This window comes from Xanthobacter sp. (assembly GCF_041911315.1).
GTDB classification, from domain to species: domain Bacteria; phylum Pseudomonadota; class Alphaproteobacteria; order Rhizobiales; family Xanthobacteraceae; genus Xanthobacter; species Xanthobacter aminoxidans.
Genome location: NZ_JAYRPE010000019.1, coordinates 36699 through 53651, shown reverse-complemented (window position 1 = coordinate 53651; position 16953 = coordinate 36699). Strand labels below are relative to the sequence as shown.

Genomic DNA, 16953 nt, shown 5'->3' with positions numbered 1-16953 from the left:
GTGCGGGGGCCCGCGGATCTCGAAGCCCTCGCCCGAGCCGGCGTCGCCGGCGCGCTGGTGGCGAGCGCCCTCCACGACGGGCGGATCGACGCGGAAAGCGCGCGCCGGTGGGCCTGAGGCGCAGGCCGCCATTGGGCTTGCCTGCCGGGGCGTGTGCTTAGCCTTGAGCCTGGTTCACTGTTACCTTCCCGCCACACTTGCACATGGAGATGCCGCAAGGGTGCCTCGTGTCACGGAACTGTAGCACGGCCCCCCTAGGCAGGGCTGAGCCTCACGATCCTCGCGCCCGGAATTGCCCTCCATGATGATCCGTCTGCCGCTGCTCCATTCGTCCGCGAGCCGCATCGTCCTGGCCCTCGTCTGCACCGGCTCTGCGGTGCCCGCCCTTGCCGGATCGTTCACCGTGCCGCCGGCCACGGGCCAGCAGACCGTCTCCGGCAGCGACACCGGCAAGATCGACGCCGATGCGATCATGAATACGGGCTCGTCCGCCTCCATCGTGTGGAACGGCAACGCCACTGCCTCCCCGGGCGTGGTCATCACCAATTCCGGCACCATCACCTCCACCAACCGGACCATCGACACCACGGGCGCCTTCACCGGGACCTTCACGCTCGACAACAAGGCCGGCGGCAAGGTCACGTCAAAGGATGATGCCTTCCGCATCAACGGGCCGCTCGCCAACGGCACGGTGGTCGTCAACAACGCCGGCGTCATCACCTCGCAGACCGGGCAGGCGCTGGACTTCGACAAGGCGACCTCGGCCACGGCCACCATCACCATCGGCAACACCGGCACCATCTCTTCGGCCGGCTCGGACGCCATCCGCCTCGGCGGCGGCACCATCGGCATCACCAATTCCGGGACGATCGCGACCACCTCGTCCGGCAAGCGCGCCATCAAGTTCGACACGGCCTCGAACTTCGACACGCTGAAGAGCCTCACCATCACCAACGAGGCGGGCGGCGTCATCACCGGCACCGACGACGCCATCAAGATCTCGTCCACCACCAGCAGCACCGCGGCGCCGGTGATCTCCATCACCAATGCGGGGACGGTCCAGTCGAAGTCGGGTGGTCAGGGCATCGACCTCGGCGACATCTATTCCACCAACGCCACGATCACGATCACCAACCAGAAGACCGGCCTGATTACCGCCGCCGACAATGACGGCATCCAGGGCACCAACGGCGTCACCATCAACAATTACGGGACCATCTCGTCCTATTACGCGGCCGGCACCGCCGACACGCAGAACAATTCCGCCGTCAAGGTGAGCGGCGACGACCAGGGCCACGCCATCACCCTCAAGGTGAACAATTATGCCGGCGCCCTCATCACCGGCGCCTATCACGGCATCAAGGCCACCGGCACCGACGACAACCTGATCGTCACCAACAACGGCACCATCGAGGGCCGCAACGGCTCGGGCGTGAATTCCAACGGCACCGGCACGCTGACCAATTACGGCACGATCACCGGCACCTTCGATCCGGCGGCGAGCTTCGGCGATGGCGACGGCGTGGACTTCGACCACGCCGGCACGGTCCTGAACTACGGCACCATCGAGGGCCTCGGCTCCAAGGGCATCAAGCCGGGCGAGACCAAGCCGAGCACCTCCGAGGGCATCGCCATCGGCGGTGGCCTGATGGTCAACGGCGACGCGGCCCACACCTCGGCGCTGATCTCCGGCGCCAACAACGGCATCCTCATCGACGACAGCAACAGCGGCGATGCCTACGCCGCCGCGACCGTCACGAACTACGGCACCATCCGCGGCCTCGACGGCTACGGCATCCGCTACGTGAACTCGGGCGTCGATCCCACCAAGTCGCTGACCGTCACCAATTACGGCACCATCTCCGGCACCACCTATGCGGTGCAGATGGGCAACGGCAACGACCTGTTCGTGGTCGGCGCGGGCAGCAAGGTGGTTGGCATCGTGGATGCGGAGGGCGGCTACGACACGCTTTCGCTCAAGACCATGAGCGGGGCGCTCGACTTCGATCTGGGCCAAGTGGGGAACGCCGCGACCTATCGCCATTTCGAGGAAGTGGTCACCGACGGGTCGGTCTACCTCTCCGGCACCAGCACCTTCTCCGGCACCTTGAACATGGGCAAGAGCGGGAGCTTCGGTCTGAATGACCTCTATGCCCCCGACGCCCATTTCAAGAGCGAGGCCGGCTCCACCGGGCCGCGCGGAATCTGGGGCCATGGCACCATCGGCAGCCTCGATGCGGTGGACATCATCATCGACCCGTCAAGCGGCCCGTCCAACGCGACGGGCACCATCGCCGTGAAGGGCGATGTTTCCCTGACCAACACCAGTTACTGGGCCAACATCAATCCCGATGGCTCCTCCGACCTGATCAAGGTCGATGGAAAGACGACCCTCAACGGGGCGGACAATCGGGTCTTCGTCGCTGGTCAGCTCGAGTGGGGCGCGCGCTATACCCTCCTGTCGTCCGCAGGCGGGATCAGCGGGACGTTCGGAACGCTCGACACCTACGGACCCACGTATCTCTTCATCGCTCCGGAACTGAGCTACGACGCGACCCACGTCTATCTGGAACTGGAGCGCAACGGCATCGCCTTCGCCACCTACGCCACGACCCCGAACCAGCGTTCGGTGGCCGGCGCGCTGGAGCGTGCGGGCATCGGGCCGACGAAGACGTCCGCGCTCTACACTGCGTTCGTCACCCAGTCGCTGGGCGACAGCCCCCACCTCGCCCTCTCCCAGCTCTCCGGCGACCTCTACGCCACGCTGCCCGGCCAGTTGGCCAACGAGAACATGATGGTCAACGACCTCATCCTCGGCCGCTTGCGGCAGGCGGGATACACCAGCGCCAAGGGGGCGGAAGCCGCGCTCGGCGCGGGCGGGCCAGCCCGCGCCTATGCCGACCCGGCGACGCCGGGTGCGCAGGCCTTCAAGGCCATCAAGGCGCCCGAGCCCGGTCCGGTGTGGACCACCTGGGCGCAGGGCTACGGCCAGTGGCTCTCCACCTCGGCCAACGGCAATGCCGCGGCGGCTGACACCAATCTGGGCGGCCTGCTGATCGGTGCGGACGTTTCGGCCAGCAACTGGGTGATGGGCCTCGCCGCCGGCTATTCCTCCGCCTCCACCAGCGCGGACGCGGCGTCGGCGAACACCGAGACCTGGCGCATCGCCGCCTACGGTGGCGCCACCTTCGACGCGATCAAGCTCCGCGCCGGCGCCAGCTACGGCTGGAGCAGCATCGACCAGAGCCGCTTCGTCGCCATCACCGGTGAAAGCCCGAAGGCGAGCTACACCGGCACCGCCGGCAACCTGTTCGCCGAAGCCGGCTACACCTTCGCGTTCAGCGGCGCGGCGCTGGAGCCCTTCGCCGGTATCGGCTGGACCAGCGTGGATCTCGGCAGCTTCATCGAGAACAACGCGCCTGTCGCCGGCCTGTCCTCCACCGGCACGTCGTTCGACACCGCCTATTCCACCCTCGGCCTGCGCGTCGCCACCAGCTTCAACGCCTCCGGCATCGTCGTGACGCCCCACGCCTCCGCCGGCTGGCGCCACGCCTTCGGCGACGTGACGCCGCAGACGGTGCTGAGCTTCATCAACACCGGCACGGCCTTCGGCATCGACGGCCTTGCCATCGCCGAGGACAGCATCGTCGGCTCGGTGGGCATCGACTTCGCCTTCGCCACCGGCGCCACCTTCTCGCTGGGCTACGAGGGTATGGCCGGTGACGGCACCAGCTACAACGCCGGCAAGGCGACGCTGGCGGTGAAGTTCTGAGGAGATCGGGCGCGCGGGCAGGGCTGAGCGCCCCCGCATCGCGCGCCCTTCCCGTCGGCCACGGGGAGCAAGGGACGCGCCTGAGGCTTCAGCCCTTGGCCTGCTGCTCGATCAGCGCGGCGAAGATGCTCGCCACGGTCAGGTCGGCGCTGGTGCCCGGGTTGAGGCCGCGGGCCTTCAGGCTCGTGTCGAAGGCGAGAAGCGCGTCGTGACGTTCGGCCGGTGATAGGTCGGAGAGCCCGTCACGCAGCGCCACAGCCTCCTGCCGCACCACCTCCGCCTGCTCCGCCCCGAACTTGCGGGCGATGTGGCTGTCCGGAAGCGTCGCCAGGAAGGCGAGGTAGGCGTCCTCAATGCGCCGCCGCTCCAGCGGCGCGCCGGCAAGCGCGGGAACGCCGAGCGCGAAGAGGTCGGCATATCCGGTCACATACTGGCGGGCGATGGTGTCGCGATCGGCGGCGAGCGCCATGGCTTCCTTGAGCGTGACGCTGGCCGGGGCGCGCACATCCCCTTCGGCCGATGCGCCGAGGCCGCCCGGCGACGCAGCCGCGATGGCGCGGAAGGCGTTTCCGGCGTCGGCGAGATTGAGCCCGTCGAGCACCCGTACCAGCTGATCCCGAAGCGGGCCGCCGCCCTCGGCCGCCACGGCCAGAGGCGCGCAGAGCAGGATAATGCCGAGATTGGTGTTGCAGCCGGCGACCGCGAGCGAGGCTTCCACCGCGGCCAGCACCCGCGCGCCGACGGAAGCGCCGGCGCCGGCGATGGCAGGGGCCGCGGCAGCGGCCGCCGCCTCGAACTGAGCGGTCTCCATGCCGTGCCCGGCGGCGAAGACATGGACGTTGCCGGGCTTCAGCGCCGACAGCTCTGCAAGGCAGGCGGCGCGGAAGGCTTCCGCCACCTCGGCCGGCGCAAGAGCCCTCATGCGGTGACGCAGGCGGTGCTCATGGGGCCGGTTCCATCACCGCGCCGAGGCCGAAGTCGCGCAGCAGGGCCTGCGTGCGCTCGCGCATGCGCGCCTCGGCGACTTCCGGCGTGGGGCCGGTGGCGCGCACGGTGCAGAGCGGAGCCCCCTTCAGCACCGAGGCGCCTGCGGGCGGTCGGTCGGCCACGAATTCGGGCCATGCATCCTGCGGCACCACCATGTCGTGCGCGGCATAGATGACGCCGGCGGCGTGCGCCTGCGCGGGCACGGGCAGCACTTCCGGCAGCCTGCCGCCGCAGGCCGCCAGATGCAGGCCGAGCAGGGGGGGCAGGGGATCGGTGTCGAAGATGTCGAGGGTGGCGCCGGGGCGGGGGTTCACCTCCACCAGGCACCAGCCGTCATCGTTCACCACGAAGTCGAGCGAAACCAGCCCCACCAGCCCGCAGGCGAGCGTGACGCTGAGCGCGCCCTTCAGCATCTCCCCGGCGAACGCTTCCGGCAGGGCGACAGGCCCCGCGGCGCCGCCGTAACGGAAGGGATGTTCCGCGTCCTGCGCGTGCCATTGCCGCGAGGCGCCGATGACCCGGGCGGCGCTGCCATTGGACAGGAGAAGCAGAGAGAGGGACTGCCCGTCCACCTCGCGCTGGAGATAGTGGCCCGGCGCGGGCGGGGAGAGGTCGCCGGGCGCACGCCGCCGGATGTGGGCACCGCCCGCCCCGCCGATCTTCTTCTCCAGCACCGGAGCGTCGCCGAAAGTCTCGGCGGTGGGCGCTTCGAGCGAAACGGCGGGGAAGGGAATGCCGAGGTGGGCCGTGAGGGCGGCAAGCGCGATGGGGTCCTTCAGGACGCGCACGATGGCCGGCGCGTTGCCGAGGATGGGGTTGCGCTCGGCGATGCGGGTCATGAGGGCGGTGTCGTCCTCCAGCCCGCCACCCAGCACCACCGGCAGCCCGGTGGGCGCGAGGGAGTGGAGCGCCTGGATCAGGTCGTCGCCATCGAAGGCGCAGCCGTTCTTCTTGTGCACGCGCACGCAGCGCGCAGTGTGAGCACAGGTATCGAGATCAGCGAACAGGTCGAACGAGAGCGCGGCGAAGCCGGCACGGGCGGCGCTGGCCGCCAGCGGCCGGGCGGAAATGGCGATCAGAGCAATATCCATATGGATCCCAGCCTGTTGGTTCGGAGCCCACTTTCGGGGCCTTTTGTGCGGCGCGGCCCCTTAGGGCGCGCCTCCTCCCGTCCTGTCCGGTGCCGCGCCGGAGGTACTCAGAGAGCGATGATGTCCGCGCCCTGATTGTTTCCTCGCACGCAATCGAATGACAGGTTTGTGAACGATGCGAAGCGGTCGCGCAAGGTGGCGGCCAGTCGCGTCGCCGCCTCCTCGCCATCGACGATGGCGAATCCGGTCGGCCCCCAGGAGCTTTGGCCGACGCCGGGGACGCCCTCGGCCTCGATTGCGGCGATGGCTTCCGCAACCTGCGGGCTCAGGAAGCGCCCGCCGCCCTGAGCTGCGGCATAATGATCGCCCAGCACGCGCTGCCAGTGGCCGATGACCCGGCCGAAGCTATCCGCATCCGCGGCCGCGAGCGCTGGCAGCGCCTGAAGCAGCATCATGTGGCAGAGCTCGGCCGCCTGCTCCGCCGGAAAGGGCGGAAGGGTGGCCATGGCCGCCGTCTCCTGCGGGCCGCTCAGTCCTTCGCGGGCGGTATCGAAGACGAGGAGGATGCGCCAGCTCTCGGGAACCTGGAAGCGCGCAAGCAGGGGCGGGGGCGCGCTGGCCGCCGGACCTTCGAGCGCCTTGCCGCCGTCGAGGATCACGCCACCGGCCGCAAACGCCTCCATGCCGATGGCCGAGCGCCGGCCGCGCCCGAGCAAGGTCGCGACCGCGCGGGGCGACAAATCATGCCCGGAGAGACGCGCCACCGCGACTCCCACCGCCAGCGCCAGTTGGGTGCCGGAGCCGAGCCCGCCATGGGCCGGCAAGGCGGCGTCCACGTCGATGGCGAAGCGCTCTTCAATGCCGAGCTTGTCGCGCACCAGATCCCGCGCGCGGGCGGCACGGTCGCTGTCCGGTCCTTCGGCGGCATCCGTGCTGCTGCGGCGGACGCTCACCTCGGTGGCCGGCCGTTCCAGCGCGATGCCGAGCGAGCCGAAGCGGCGGCCGAGCGAGCCGCCGAGATCGAGAAAGCCGAGATGCAGCCGCGCCGGCGCGCGCACCTTCACCCCGGCCGCGTTGCGCAGATCCACGCGGCGGCTCAGCCGGCGAGGGCGGCGCGCAGCCGCTCCGCATGGGCGGCGAGCACGTCGGGCTTCTCCATCTCGCTCGCCGGCGGCTTCATGGGCACACCCGAATGGCGCGGGATGACGTGGACGTGGAGGTGGAACACCACCTGCCCGCCGGCCTCCTCGTTGAACTGCTGGATGGTGATTCCATCCGCCGCGAAGGCCTGCATGCCAGCGATGGCCACCTTCTTGGCGATGGTCGCCACATAGGCGAGGTCCTCGGGCGTGATGTCGAGGATGTTGCGGGCCGGTGCCTTGGGGATCACCAGCGTATGGCCGGGGCAGCGCGGCATGATGTCGAGGAAGGCGAGGGCCTTGTCGTCCTCATAGACCTTGTGCGCCGGCAGCTCGCCGCGAAGGATGCGGGCGAAGATGTTCTGCGGATCGTAAGCCGGCGTTGCGGTCATGCGCGTGTCTCCCTGTTGGGGGAGGAGATTGCAGGGCGCGGGCGGGGGGTCAAGCCCGCACCGGTGCGGCGCGGACGACCTCAGCCGAACCGGCCGGTGACGTAATCCTGCGTCCGCCGGTCCCGCGGGTGGGTGAAGAGGTCCTGCGTGGGGCCGAACTCCACCATCTCGCCGAGATACATGAAGCCGGTGAAATCGGAGATGCGCGCCGCCTGCTGGAGATTGTGGGTGACGATGGCGAAGGTGTAGTGCGCCTTCAGTTCCTCGATGGTCTCCTCGATGCGTGCCGTGGTGATCGGGTCGAGGGCCGAGCAGGGTTCGTCGAGCAGGATCACCTCCGGTTTGAGGGCGATGGTGCGGGCGATGCACAGGCGCTGCTGCTGGCCGCCGGAGAGGCTGAGGCCGCTCTGGGGCAGGATGTCCTTCACCTCGTCCCACAGGGCCGCCTTGCGCAGCGCCTCCTCGACGCGCAGGTCGAGATCGGCCGGCTTCAGGTCTTCGTTGATGCGCAGGCCGATGGCCACGTTGTCGTAGATCGACATGGGGAACGGCGTCGGCTTCTGGAACACCATGCCGATGCGGGCCCTGACGCTGGCAGGGTCCATGGCGTCACCGAGAATGCTCACGCCGTCGAGCAGCACGTCGCCCTCCACCCGCTGGTCCGGGTAAAGCTCGTACATGCGGTTGAAGATGCGCAGCAGCGTCGATTTTCCGCAGCCCGACGGGCCGATGAAGGCGGTGACGCAGTTGGCGCGCAGGTCGACCGAGATGTTCCTGAGGGCGATGGCGTCGCCGTAATAGAAGCTCAGGTTTCGCACGGAGAGCTTGACCGGAGGCAGGGTCGCCTGCCGGCTGGCGAAGACCGTCGGCGCGGGCAGGCCGGCATGGGCCGAGCCGTCCGGGGGCAGCGACGACGGGGTGTGGATGGACATGGCGACCGATCCTCGGCAGGAGCTGATATATCCTGCCTAGATCGTCTGCGGCGGGGCGTCCTTGCGCCAGCTCATGCGGCGCGCTCGGAATGGGAAAAATCGAGCGACGGCGCCGCTTTTCCGGGGTGCCGGGCAGGACCGCTTCCTGCGCCGGCTCAGCGTCTCTCTGCTCAGTTCTGGCCCTGGCTCTGGGCCTGCGCCAGCTTCTGCGGCGCGCGGCCGTCGAGGGCGCTGATGCGCTCCTCCACGTCGAGACCGGTGCTGCGCAGCGCCTGCACACCCACGGCATCGAGGCCGACCGCGAGGCGGACATAGTTCTCCGTGCCGCAGATGTTGCGGCCGGCGTCGAACGAGACCCAGCCGATCTTGGGCACATGGGCCTCGGCCCAGTGCCGTGCCTCGCCCTCACCCTCCTCGCCGTCCTCGGGTACGACATAGCCGGAGATGTGGCGCGCCGGCAGGCCGAGGTGCCGGGCGGCAGCGGTGAAGACATGGGCGATGCTGCCGGCGCAGGCGGTGCCCGCCTTCACGGCCTCGGCCGCGCTCAGGGGATCAGCGAGGGTCGGCCCCTCCTGCTCCTCAACCGTCTCGTGGACCTTGACCATGAGGGCGTGGAGCTGGGCCAGCGGGTCGTCGGCCGGCGCCTCGATGTCCGCCGCGAGGGCGGCGAGGGCGGCGTCGACTTCGGTGAGGTCGGTCTGGCGCAGGAACAGGGACGGCGGGAAGCGCTCCACCGTGCCACGCACGATGCCGGTGGTATCTTGCGTCTCGATCTCGCCCTCGGCGCAGACGGTGAGGTGATCGGCCGGCCCGTCAACGGAGAAGGTGTGGCAGAGGTTGCCGAAGGCATCCTCCTGGGGGTGCAGGCGGCAGTCGGAATTGAGGTCCAGCGCCCAGCGCAGGATGAACTGGCCTTCGTGGGCGCGCGGGGTCATGCGCACGGTCACGGCCATGTTGCGGGTGCCGGGCTCGAAGCGCTGGGTGATCTCGTGGCGGATGCGGATGCGCATTGCGGGCGTCCCTGGTGACGATGCGGCGCGCGCGCCGCGACTGACATTCCCCCGGCGCGAGCCAGCCGCGCCGACGGGGAAGCTGATGGGGCCGCGAACGGCCCCGGGGTCAGGTCAGATACTGCTCGGTGATCTCGGCGCCGAGCTTGTTGTTGTCCGAGATGAACTCGGAAATGAACTCGTGCAGGCCGGTCTGGAAGATGTCGTCGATGGACTTGTTGGTGAGCCGCGCCAGCATGGCACGGGCCTGCCGCTGGGACGGCCCCTGCCGACCATAGACGGAGGCGATGTCGTCCAGATTGCGGGCGAGGCTGTCGTAGCAGGCGGCCAGCGAGCGCGGCATCTGCCGATTCAGGATGAGCAGATCCGCCACCAGCCACGGCTTCACGCTGTCGCGATAGACCCAGTGGAATGCGGTGAGCGCCGAAACCGAGCGCAGGATGGAGGCCCACTGGAAATAATCGAGCGGGCCGCCGATGTGCTCCTTCTCCGGCAGCAGCACGTGATACTTCACGTCCAGGATGCGGGCGGTGTTGTCGGCGCGTTCCAGCTGGGCACCGGAGCGGGCGAACCAGTAGCCGTCATTGCGCAGCATGGTGCGGAAGGTCGCGCCGTCGAAGCGCAGCGACGTTTCCTTCACGAAGGCGAGGAAGCGCGAGAGCTCGTCGCGCGTCAGCGCACGGTTGGGGAAGTTGCGAAGCTCGATCCAGGCCGAGTTGATGACGTCCCACATCTCCGAGGTCAGCGCCGTGCGCACCGAACGGGCGTTGGTGCGGGCTACCTCGAAGCAGTTGCGGATGGAGGAGGGGTTCTCCGACTCGAAGGCGAGGAACGACACCACGTTCTCTTCCTTCGCCTCCTCCAGCGGACCATAGCGCGCGACGAATTCGTCGGCGCAGCCGGCGGTGAGCACGGCCGAACTCCACTCGTTGGTGGAGCCGCCGTAGGTCACGGGCGTGTAGGCGAGGCGCTGGGAGACGTCGAGGATGCGGGCCAGGCAGTCGGCGCGTTCGACGTAGCGGGTCAGCCAGTAGAGGTTGTCGGCGGTGCGGGAAAGCATGGGGAGCCCGTTGCGGAAGGAGAGGGTGCGCGGCGCGGTTCATCCGCGCTCAGGCGTCCTGCACCCGGATGGCGTGGTGCCTCCGGGGGCGGTTCAGGCGGCGGAACCGGGCGGGGCCCCGGCTCCGGCAGTGGCACGGGCCGGGATGCCCGTGCGCGGGGAGAAACCTGCATCAACGATAGCGCTCACGCGCCGAAAAGCGAGAGCGCGCGTGTCCGCGCCCATGCGTCCAGCACCCAAAGCACGAGCGTGCCCGCTCATGCGTCCAGCACCCGAAGCATGAGCGCCGCCGCTCATGCGTCCAGCACCCAAGTGTCCTTGGTGCCGCCGCCCTGGCTGGAGTTCACCACGAGGGAGCCCTCCTTCATGGCGACGCGGGTGAGGCCGCCGGGGACGATGCGCACCTTGTCGGAGCCGGAGAGGATGAACGGGCGCAGATCCACATGGCGGGGGGCGATGCCCTTTTCCACCAGCGTCGGGCAGGTGGAGAGCGCCAGCGTCGGCTGGGCGATGAAGTTCGCCGGGTCCGCCTTGAGCTTGTCGCGGAACTTCTCGATCTGCGCCTTGTCGGAGGCGGGACCGACCAGCATGCCGTAGCCGCCGGAGCCGTGCACTTCCTTCACCACCAGCTCGGGCAGGTGCTCCAGCACATACTTCAGATGGTCCGCCTCACGGCAGCGCCAGGTCGGCACATTGGGGAGCAGGGGCTCCTCGCCGAGGTAGAACTTGATGATATCAGGCATGTAGGAATAGACGGCCTTGTCGTCGGCGACGCCCGTTCCCACCGCGTTGGTCAGGGTGACGTTTCCGGCCTGATAGGCGCTCATCAGCCCCGGCACGCCGAGCACGCTGTCGCGGCGGAAGGCGAGGGGGTCGAGGAAGTCGTCGTCGAGGCGGCGGTAGATCACGTCCACCCGCTTCGGCCCCTCGGTGGTGCGCATGTAGACCACCGCATCCTTCACGAACAGGTCGCGGCCCTCGACGAGGTCGACGCCCAGCTTGTCCGCGAGGAAGGAGTGCTCGTAATAGGCCGAATTGTGGATGCCGGGGGTGAGGATCACCACGTTCGGCTCATGCCCGCCATGGGGCGAGAGCGAGCGCAGGGTGGCGAGGAGGTCGTCGGCGTAGTTCTCCACCGGCGCGACGCGGTGCATGGAGAACAGCTCCGGGAACAGCCGCAGCATGATCTCCCGGTTCTCCAGCATGTAGGAGACGCCGGACGGGGTGCGCGCGTTGTCCTCGAGCACGTAGAACTTGTCGGGGTCGGTGCGGACGATGTCGATGCCGGCGATGTGGACGTAGAGATCGTGCGGCACGCGCTGCCCGTTCATCTCCGGGCGGAAGGCGGGGTTCTGGTAGACGAGGTTCTCCGGAACGATGCCGGCTTTCAGAATCTCCCGCTTGGAGTACACGTCCTTGATGTACATGTTCAGCGCCTTGACGCGCTGCTCGAGCCCGCGCGAGAGGCGGGTCCACTCGTCCTTGGTGAGGATGCGGGGCACGATGTCGAACGGGATCAGGCGTTCCTGCGCGTTCTGCTCGCCATAGACCGCGAAGGTGATGCCGATTCTCCGGAAGATGAACTCGGCCTCCTTGCGCCGGTGGTCCAGCACATCCTGGGGCACCTCGGCGAGCCAGCGCTGGAGGGTCTCATAGGCCGGCCGTACCGCACCGTCGGTACTGGACATTTCATCGAACGCATGCGGCATTGGGATCGACACTCCACGCCCCGGGGAAGCTCCCCATGAACTTAACAAACATCGTGCCAAAGAAGTGCTAAACGGGAAAGCGGAGCGAAGGCGCCGCTCACGCTTTAAATATGCCTAGATTTTGGGCGGTTTTACCCCGGCTGACGCCGGCAAGGGCAGGGATCTGAGACATGGGTGAGGCAGGCGACGCGCGATCGGTCACGGCTGCGCTGATCGTGATTGGCGACGAGGTTCTCTCCGGCCGGACCAAGGACAAGAACATCGGCCACATCGCCGAGCGGCTGACCGACGTGGGCATCGACCTGCGGGAGGTCCGGGTGGTGGCGGACGTGGAGGAGGACATCGTGGCGGCGGTCAACGCGCTGCGCGCCCGCTTCGACTATGTCTTCACCACCGGCGGCATCGGCCCGACCCATGACGACATCACCGCCGACGCCATCGCCAAGGCCTTCGGGGTCTCCATCGACGTGGATCCGCGCGCCCGCGCCATGCTGCTCGAATACATCGCCGAGAAGGACCTGAACGAGGCACGCCTGCGCATGGCGCGGATTCCCGCCGGGGCCAGCCTCGTGGTGAACGAGGTGTCCAAGGCGCCGGGCTTCCGGATCGAGAACGTCATCGTCATGGCCGGCGTGCCGCGCATCATGCAGTCGATGCTGGAGGCGGTGCTGCCGGAGCTGCGCAAGGGCCGGCCCATGCTCTCGCGCACCATCCTCGCCGAGGCGAAGGAGGGCGACATCGCCGCCCCGCTGCGCAAGATCGCCGAGACCTATCCCGACGCCATCATCGGCTCCTACCCGTTCCGCGACGAGGTGGACGGGCGCTACAAGACCAACCTCGTGGTGCGCGCCCGCGAGCCGGAACTGCTCGCCGCCGCCGGAGACGCGGTCGCCCGGATGGTGGAAGACAATGCGGGCGGCTGACGCCGCCTAGTTGTCCTTCGCGATCTGGCCGAGCCAGACCTCGCGATACCATGTGGCAAAGCGGGCGACGCCCTCCTTCAGGGGGGTGCGCGGCGCGAAGTCCACCGCCTGGGCGAGGCTGGTGACGTCGGCGAAGGTGGCCTGCACGTCGCCGGCCTGCATGGGCTGGAAGTCCAGCTCCGCCTTGCGGCCCAGCGCCTCCTCGATATGGCCGATCAGCGCCATCAGCGGCTCGGGGCTGTGGTTGCCCACATTGTAGATGCGATAGGGCGCATTCGAGGTGGCGGGGTCCGGGGCCGCCCCGGTCCAGGCGGGATCTGGCGTTGCCGGCTTGGGGAGCAGGGCGACCACGGCGTCCACCACATCGTCGATGAATGTGAAGTCGCGCTGCATGTCGCCGTTGTTGAACACCTTGATGGGCCGGCCGTGCCAGATGGCGTCCGTGAACAGGAACACCGCCATGTCCGGCCGTCCCCACGGGCCGTAGACGGTGAAAAAGCGCAGCCCGCTGACCGGCAACCGGTAGAGGTGGGAATAAGCGTGGGCCATCAGCTCGTTCGCCTTCTTGGTGGCGGCGTAGAGGCTGATGGGGTGGTCCACCGTCTGGTCCACCCGGAAGGGCAGGTCGGTGTTGGCGCCGTAGACCGAGCTCGACGAGGCATAGACGAGATGCGCGACGCCGCCATGGCGGCAGCCTTCCAGCACATTGCCGAAGCCGACGAGGTTGGAGTCGATATAGGTCTCGGGATGCTCGATGGAGTAGCGCACGCCAGCCTGGGCCGCGAGATGGACCACATGGCTCGGCCGGTGGCGGGCGAAGACATCAGAGGTGGCAGCACGATCGGCCAGGGTCAGGCGCTCGAAGCTGAAGCCGGGATGGCCGAGGAGCCGGGCGAGGCGGGCCTCCTTGAGGCGCACGTCATAATAGGCGTTGAGGTCGTCGATACCGACGACGTCCTGTCCCATCGCAAGCAGCCGCTCGGCGACGGCGGCACCGATGAAGCCGGCCGCGCCGGTAACGAAGATGGGAGCATTGGTGAAGGTCAAGAACGGTCCCCGGACAGAACGCGCCGGACGGCGGAAGCTTCGCCGGGGTCGCCCGCATTCTTAGATCAGCGCTCCCGCGGCATCAACGCGCCCAAAGGGGAGGGGGGCAAGGCTGCCGGCCGTGACAGAGCGAGCTGCCCGTTCACAACGGCGCTGGAAGGGGAACACGACACGACCGGAGCCATCTCCCCCGCGGCCAGCTTTGGCCCGGAGCTGGCACAGGCTGGGAGGGGGCGGGGTGAACTGCGGGCGGGCACTTGGCGCCTCGCGTTCTCACCTCAGCTCACGCGGACCATAAAGATGATGTAGGCCGAGCAGCACAGCATGCCCCACAGGGCCAGGACGGATTCGGCTATCATTTTATCTGCCCCCCAGCAGTCGTTAGCGCGATTGTTGCGCTGCATTTACTCAAATGGTTGGGGAGGGGGCGATGGAAAACAGTCCGACGTCCGCTTTGATCAAACGGTAGGGTTAATCAAATATTGCCGGGGACCTGGGACGACATTGCGCGCTCGGACGGGCGAACGGCAATGGCGACCGCAGGAGGAATTGCGGTCAAGGTTCGCGACCGCTGGCAGGAGCGCTCCGGCGGTCCTTCAACGATCCATCTGATAGGTGCGGGAAGCAGGAGGCACAGCCGGCGAGCGAACGACACTCCCTTTCAGTCGCGCATCCGGACGTCTCATATCGAGGCGGGAGAGCAGGCCATGCCGCCGGGCTCCCCCACAGGGCCTCAGTAGGCTTCCTTGCGCAGGACCTCGATGAAGGTCTTCAGGATGATCTTGATATCGATCCAGACCGACCAGTTGTTGATGTACCAGAGGTCCATCTCGATCCGGCGTTCCATCTGCTCAAGCTCCGCCGTCTCGCCGCGGAAGCCCTGCACCTGGGCCCAGCCGGTGATTCCCGGCTTGACGTGGTGGCGGAACGCATAGCCGGAAATCAGCTTCGAATATTCGTCGTCATGCGCGATGGCATGGGGCCGCGGCCCGACGATGGACATCTGCCCGAACAGCACGTTCAGCACCTGCGGCAGCTCGTCGAGGCTCGACGCGCGCAGGAAGCGGCCGACACGCGTGACGCGCTTGTCGTTGCGCTGCGCCTGCACCACCTTCGAACCGTCCTCCATCACCGTCATGGAGCGGAACTTGTAGATGGTGAATTCGCGGCCGCCGAAGCCGTTGCGGCGCTGGCGGAAAATCACCGGGCCACGGCTGTCGAGCTTGATCGCGGTGGCGATGATGGCGAACAGCGGCAGCAGCAGAAGAACCGCGCAACTGGCGACGGCGATGTCCAGAAGGCGCTTCTGCGCCAGTTCGAAGCGCGACAGGGGCGCGCGCTGGACCTCGATGGCGATGGATGAGCCGAAATCGACGCGCGGCGCGTCGAGCAGCTCGCTCACGATCTCGTCCGGCAGGAGCTTCACCGGAAGCGGAACCGAGCGCAGCCGGGCGCGCACGGCATCAAGCCGATCCACGTCGCTCCAGGGCATGGCGAGGACGATTTCCTCGACGCGGTGCTGCCGGGCGAACTGGAGCGCCGCCTTGAGCGCATCCTTGTCGGACGCGGAGAGCAGCTCCTTCGCCGAACCGTCAGGCGTGGAAAGGCTGAAGCGCCGCACTTCGTTCAGGCCGAGGCGCACCAGCATGTGGGCCGGTACCACCTTGGCGAGTTCGTCCGCGTCGCCAACCAGAATGGTCGCGCGTCCCTTCACGGCGCCGCTCGCGATGGCGCGGCGCAGCCAGACGCCCATCGCCCAACGCGACACTGGAAGCGCGACAAAGCCGAGAACGGCAAAAGTCCCGGTCGAGATGCGCGACGTGCTTCCCGCCACCTTCAGACAAAAGATCACCGTTGCGACGACGAGGATCGCGAAGGTCCAACTGACCATCGTCGCGCGCACCTCCTCGACCACACGCACCATGCGCCACGGCTTGTACAGACCGCGCGAGATGGTGGTCAGCACGAAGGCAACCGCCGCGAGAATTCCGATGCCAATGGGTTGAGTGACCTCGAACCCGCCGCTTGCTTGCGCCGAGAACAGGAAATCCACGAGGACGCTCAGTCCCAGGATAAGGACGACGTCGGCCACAACGAAGAGCGGCGGCATCGACGCGTAGTCGAGCGTGGGGGTGACCCCAGACCGATGCGCTTCGCTCGCCCGTTCAACCCGCATGTTGTCCGTGGAAAGCGACATTCGTCCCTCAATCGGCAGATGGCTACCGTAAGGAAGATTGAAATTATAGGGGCAACATAGCACTCGGTGCTCGAATCGACAAGCGAGTAAAAAATATGGCCGCAAGCGTATATTCCAGTGTCACAAGTCTGAAATATTTCAGTTTCACAAGTTAACGCGGGATTATTTTGGAAACGTGCTCAATCTATGGTGGCGACGGGTGGGCGCGGCGAGTTGATTGCCCAAAAAGCCGAAGATGGCATGCGGTTTTTAGCCTGACGTCATATGGCTTGGATTGGTAACTTGATTCAGATCAAGTTCGGGGCCCAAGTTTTAGGCATTGCTGCACTGCAAAATAAATTCTAAGTGCATGTGGGCACGATGAAAGCCCTGCAATTTGGCAGGGTGCTGCTTCTGTTGCCACGCATCGAAGTCGCGTTCATATCGTTTGTCGAATGCCCCATTTCGCGGGGGAAATCAACCATTTATGCAATCTCGCGCCAAGCCCGATCGGGAGGCCTGTCGCGAGCGTCCCTGAAATCAAATGGTCGCGACATTGCGTCGCGGTGAGCTTGATGGCGCTGTTTCGCCTCTGCTCCGGCGCAAGTCTCCAATCCGGGATAACGCTCTGAGCTGGCAGGCGGAAAGGGGGCAGATCGGACCAATGGAGAGTCGCATTCTGCGAAAATAGTCGCTGCAGTGCACAAGTGCCAAG

At 67.3% G+C, this 16953-nt stretch carries 12 protein-coding genes and 1 pseudogene; 3 read left to right on the top strand and 10 right to left on the bottom strand.

Annotated elements, in window-relative coordinates; translation table 11 throughout:
* Nucleotides 1–117, top strand: a pseudogene (locus tag ACE3QW_RS07075) (nickel transporter); the annotation flags it as partial.
* A 184-nt stretch (nucleotides 118–301) separates the two neighbouring features.
* Nucleotides 302–3772: an autotransporter domain-containing protein gene (locus ACE3QW_RS07070; RefSeq protein ID WP_374250966.1), complete on the top strand. Its 3471-nt coding sequence runs from the start codon at nucleotides 302–304 to the stop codon at nucleotides 3770–3772.
* An 88-nt stretch (nucleotides 3773–3860) separates the two neighbouring features.
* Here the strand turns inward: ACE3QW_RS07070 and ACE3QW_RS07065 are convergent, their stop codons facing one another.
* The 8 genes from ACE3QW_RS07065 to ACE3QW_RS07030 form a co-directional block, all read right to left on the bottom strand.
* The gene (locus tag ACE3QW_RS07065) at nucleotides 3861–4694 is read right to left on the bottom strand and encodes a triphosphoribosyl-dephospho-CoA synthase (protein ID WP_374250965.1); all 834 of its coding nucleotides are present in this window, start codon (nucleotides 4692–4694) and stop codon (nucleotides 3861–3863) included.
* A 19-nt stretch (nucleotides 4695–4713) separates the two neighbouring features.
* Nucleotides 4714–5850, bottom strand: coding sequence for an ATP-grasp domain-containing protein (locus ACE3QW_RS07060; RefSeq protein ID WP_374250964.1), 1137 nt, complete (start codon nucleotides 5848–5850; stop codon nucleotides 4714–4716).
* Nucleotides 5851–5957: 107 nt separating this feature from the next.
* Nucleotides 5958–6938 (bottom strand): beta-ribofuranosylaminobenzene 5'-phosphate synthase family protein, encoded by a 981-nt coding sequence (locus ACE3QW_RS07055; protein WP_374250963.1) that lies wholly within the window; start codon nucleotides 6936–6938, stop codon nucleotides 5958–5960.
* 8 nt (nucleotides 6939–6946) lie between these two features.
* The gene (locus tag ACE3QW_RS07050) at nucleotides 6947–7381 is read right to left on the bottom strand and encodes an HIT family protein (protein ID WP_374250962.1); all 435 of its coding nucleotides are present in this window, start codon (nucleotides 7379–7381) and stop codon (nucleotides 6947–6949) included.
* Between the two features lie 80 nt (nucleotides 7382–7461).
* Nucleotides 7462–8313 (bottom strand): phosphate ABC transporter ATP-binding protein PstB, encoded by an 852-nt coding sequence (gene pstB / locus ACE3QW_RS07045; RefSeq protein WP_081837742.1) that lies wholly within the window; start codon nucleotides 8311–8313, stop codon nucleotides 7462–7464.
* A 170-nt stretch (nucleotides 8314–8483) separates the two neighbouring features.
* Nucleotides 8484–9323, bottom strand: a complete 840-nt coding sequence (locus ACE3QW_RS07040) for a transglutaminase domain-containing protein (protein ID WP_374250961.1) — start codon at nucleotides 9321–9323, stop codon at nucleotides 8484–8486.
* A gap of 109 nt (nucleotides 9324–9432) precedes the next feature.
* Nucleotides 9433–10383 (bottom strand): alpha-E domain-containing protein, encoded by a 951-nt coding sequence (locus ACE3QW_RS07035; protein WP_024278738.1) that lies wholly within the window; start codon nucleotides 10381–10383, stop codon nucleotides 9433–9435.
* 293 nt (nucleotides 10384–10676) lie between these two features.
* A complete protein-coding gene (locus ACE3QW_RS07030) occupies nucleotides 10677–12092 on the bottom strand; it encodes a circularly permuted type 2 ATP-grasp protein (protein ID WP_024278739.1) in 1416 nt (471 codons plus the stop codon).
* Between the two features lie 170 nt (nucleotides 12093–12262).
* On the opposite strand from ACE3QW_RS07030, the gene ACE3QW_RS07025 reads away from it, so the two are divergent.
* The gene (locus ACE3QW_RS07025; RefSeq protein WP_374250960.1) at nucleotides 12263–13015 is read left to right on the top strand and encodes a competence/damage-inducible protein A; all 753 of its coding nucleotides are present in this window, start codon (nucleotides 12263–12265) and stop codon (nucleotides 13013–13015) included.
* Nucleotides 13016–13021: 6 nt separating this feature from the next.
* Here the strand turns inward: ACE3QW_RS07025 and ACE3QW_RS07020 are convergent, their stop codons facing one another.
* Together ACE3QW_RS07020 and ACE3QW_RS07015 are read right to left on the bottom strand one after the other, a co-directional pair.
* Entirely contained in the window at nucleotides 13022–14062 is a 1041-nt protein-coding gene (locus ACE3QW_RS07020) for an NAD-dependent epimerase (protein ID WP_374250959.1), read from the bottom strand.
* 733 nt (nucleotides 14063–14795) lie between these two features.
* Entirely contained in the window at nucleotides 14796–16364 is a 1569-nt protein-coding gene (locus ACE3QW_RS07015) for an undecaprenyl-phosphate glucose phosphotransferase (RefSeq protein ID WP_374250958.1), read from the bottom strand.
* Between the last annotated feature and the right edge of the window lie 589 nt (nucleotides 16365–16953).

Bases quoted from the DNA above. Each gene is read 5' to 3' on its own strand.
- ACE3QW_RS07070 (WP_374250966.1), top strand. From the start codon at position 302: ATGATGATCCGTCTGCCGCTGCTCCATTCGTCCGCGAGCCGCATCGTC.
- ACE3QW_RS07065 (WP_374250965.1), bottom strand. From the start codon at position 4,694: ATGAGGGCTCTTGCGCCGGCCGAGGTGGCGGAAGCCTTCCGCGCCGCC.
- ACE3QW_RS07060 (WP_374250964.1), bottom strand. From the start codon at position 5,850: ATGGATATTGCTCTGATCGCCATTTCCGCCCGGCCGCTGGCGGCCAGC.
- ACE3QW_RS07050 (WP_374250962.1), bottom strand. From the start codon at position 7,381: ATGACCGCAACGCCGGCTTACGATCCGCAGAACATCTTCGCCCGCATC.
- pstB (WP_081837742.1), bottom strand. From the start codon at position 8,313: ATGTCCATCCACACCCCGTCGTCGCTGCCCCCGGACGGCTCGGCCCAT.
- ACE3QW_RS07040 (WP_374250961.1), bottom strand. From the start codon at position 9,323: ATGCGCATCCGCATCCGCCACGAGATCACCCAGCGCTTCGAGCCCGGC.
- ACE3QW_RS07035 (WP_024278738.1), bottom strand. From the start codon at position 10,383: ATGCTTTCCCGCACCGCCGACAACCTCTACTGGCTGACCCGCTACGTC.
- ACE3QW_RS07030 (WP_024278739.1), bottom strand. From the start codon at position 12,092: ATGCCGCATGCGTTCGATGAAATGTCCAGTACCGACGGTGCGGTACGG.
- ACE3QW_RS07025 (WP_374250960.1), top strand. From the start codon at position 12,263: ATGGGTGAGGCAGGCGACGCGCGATCGGTCACGGCTGCGCTGATCGTG.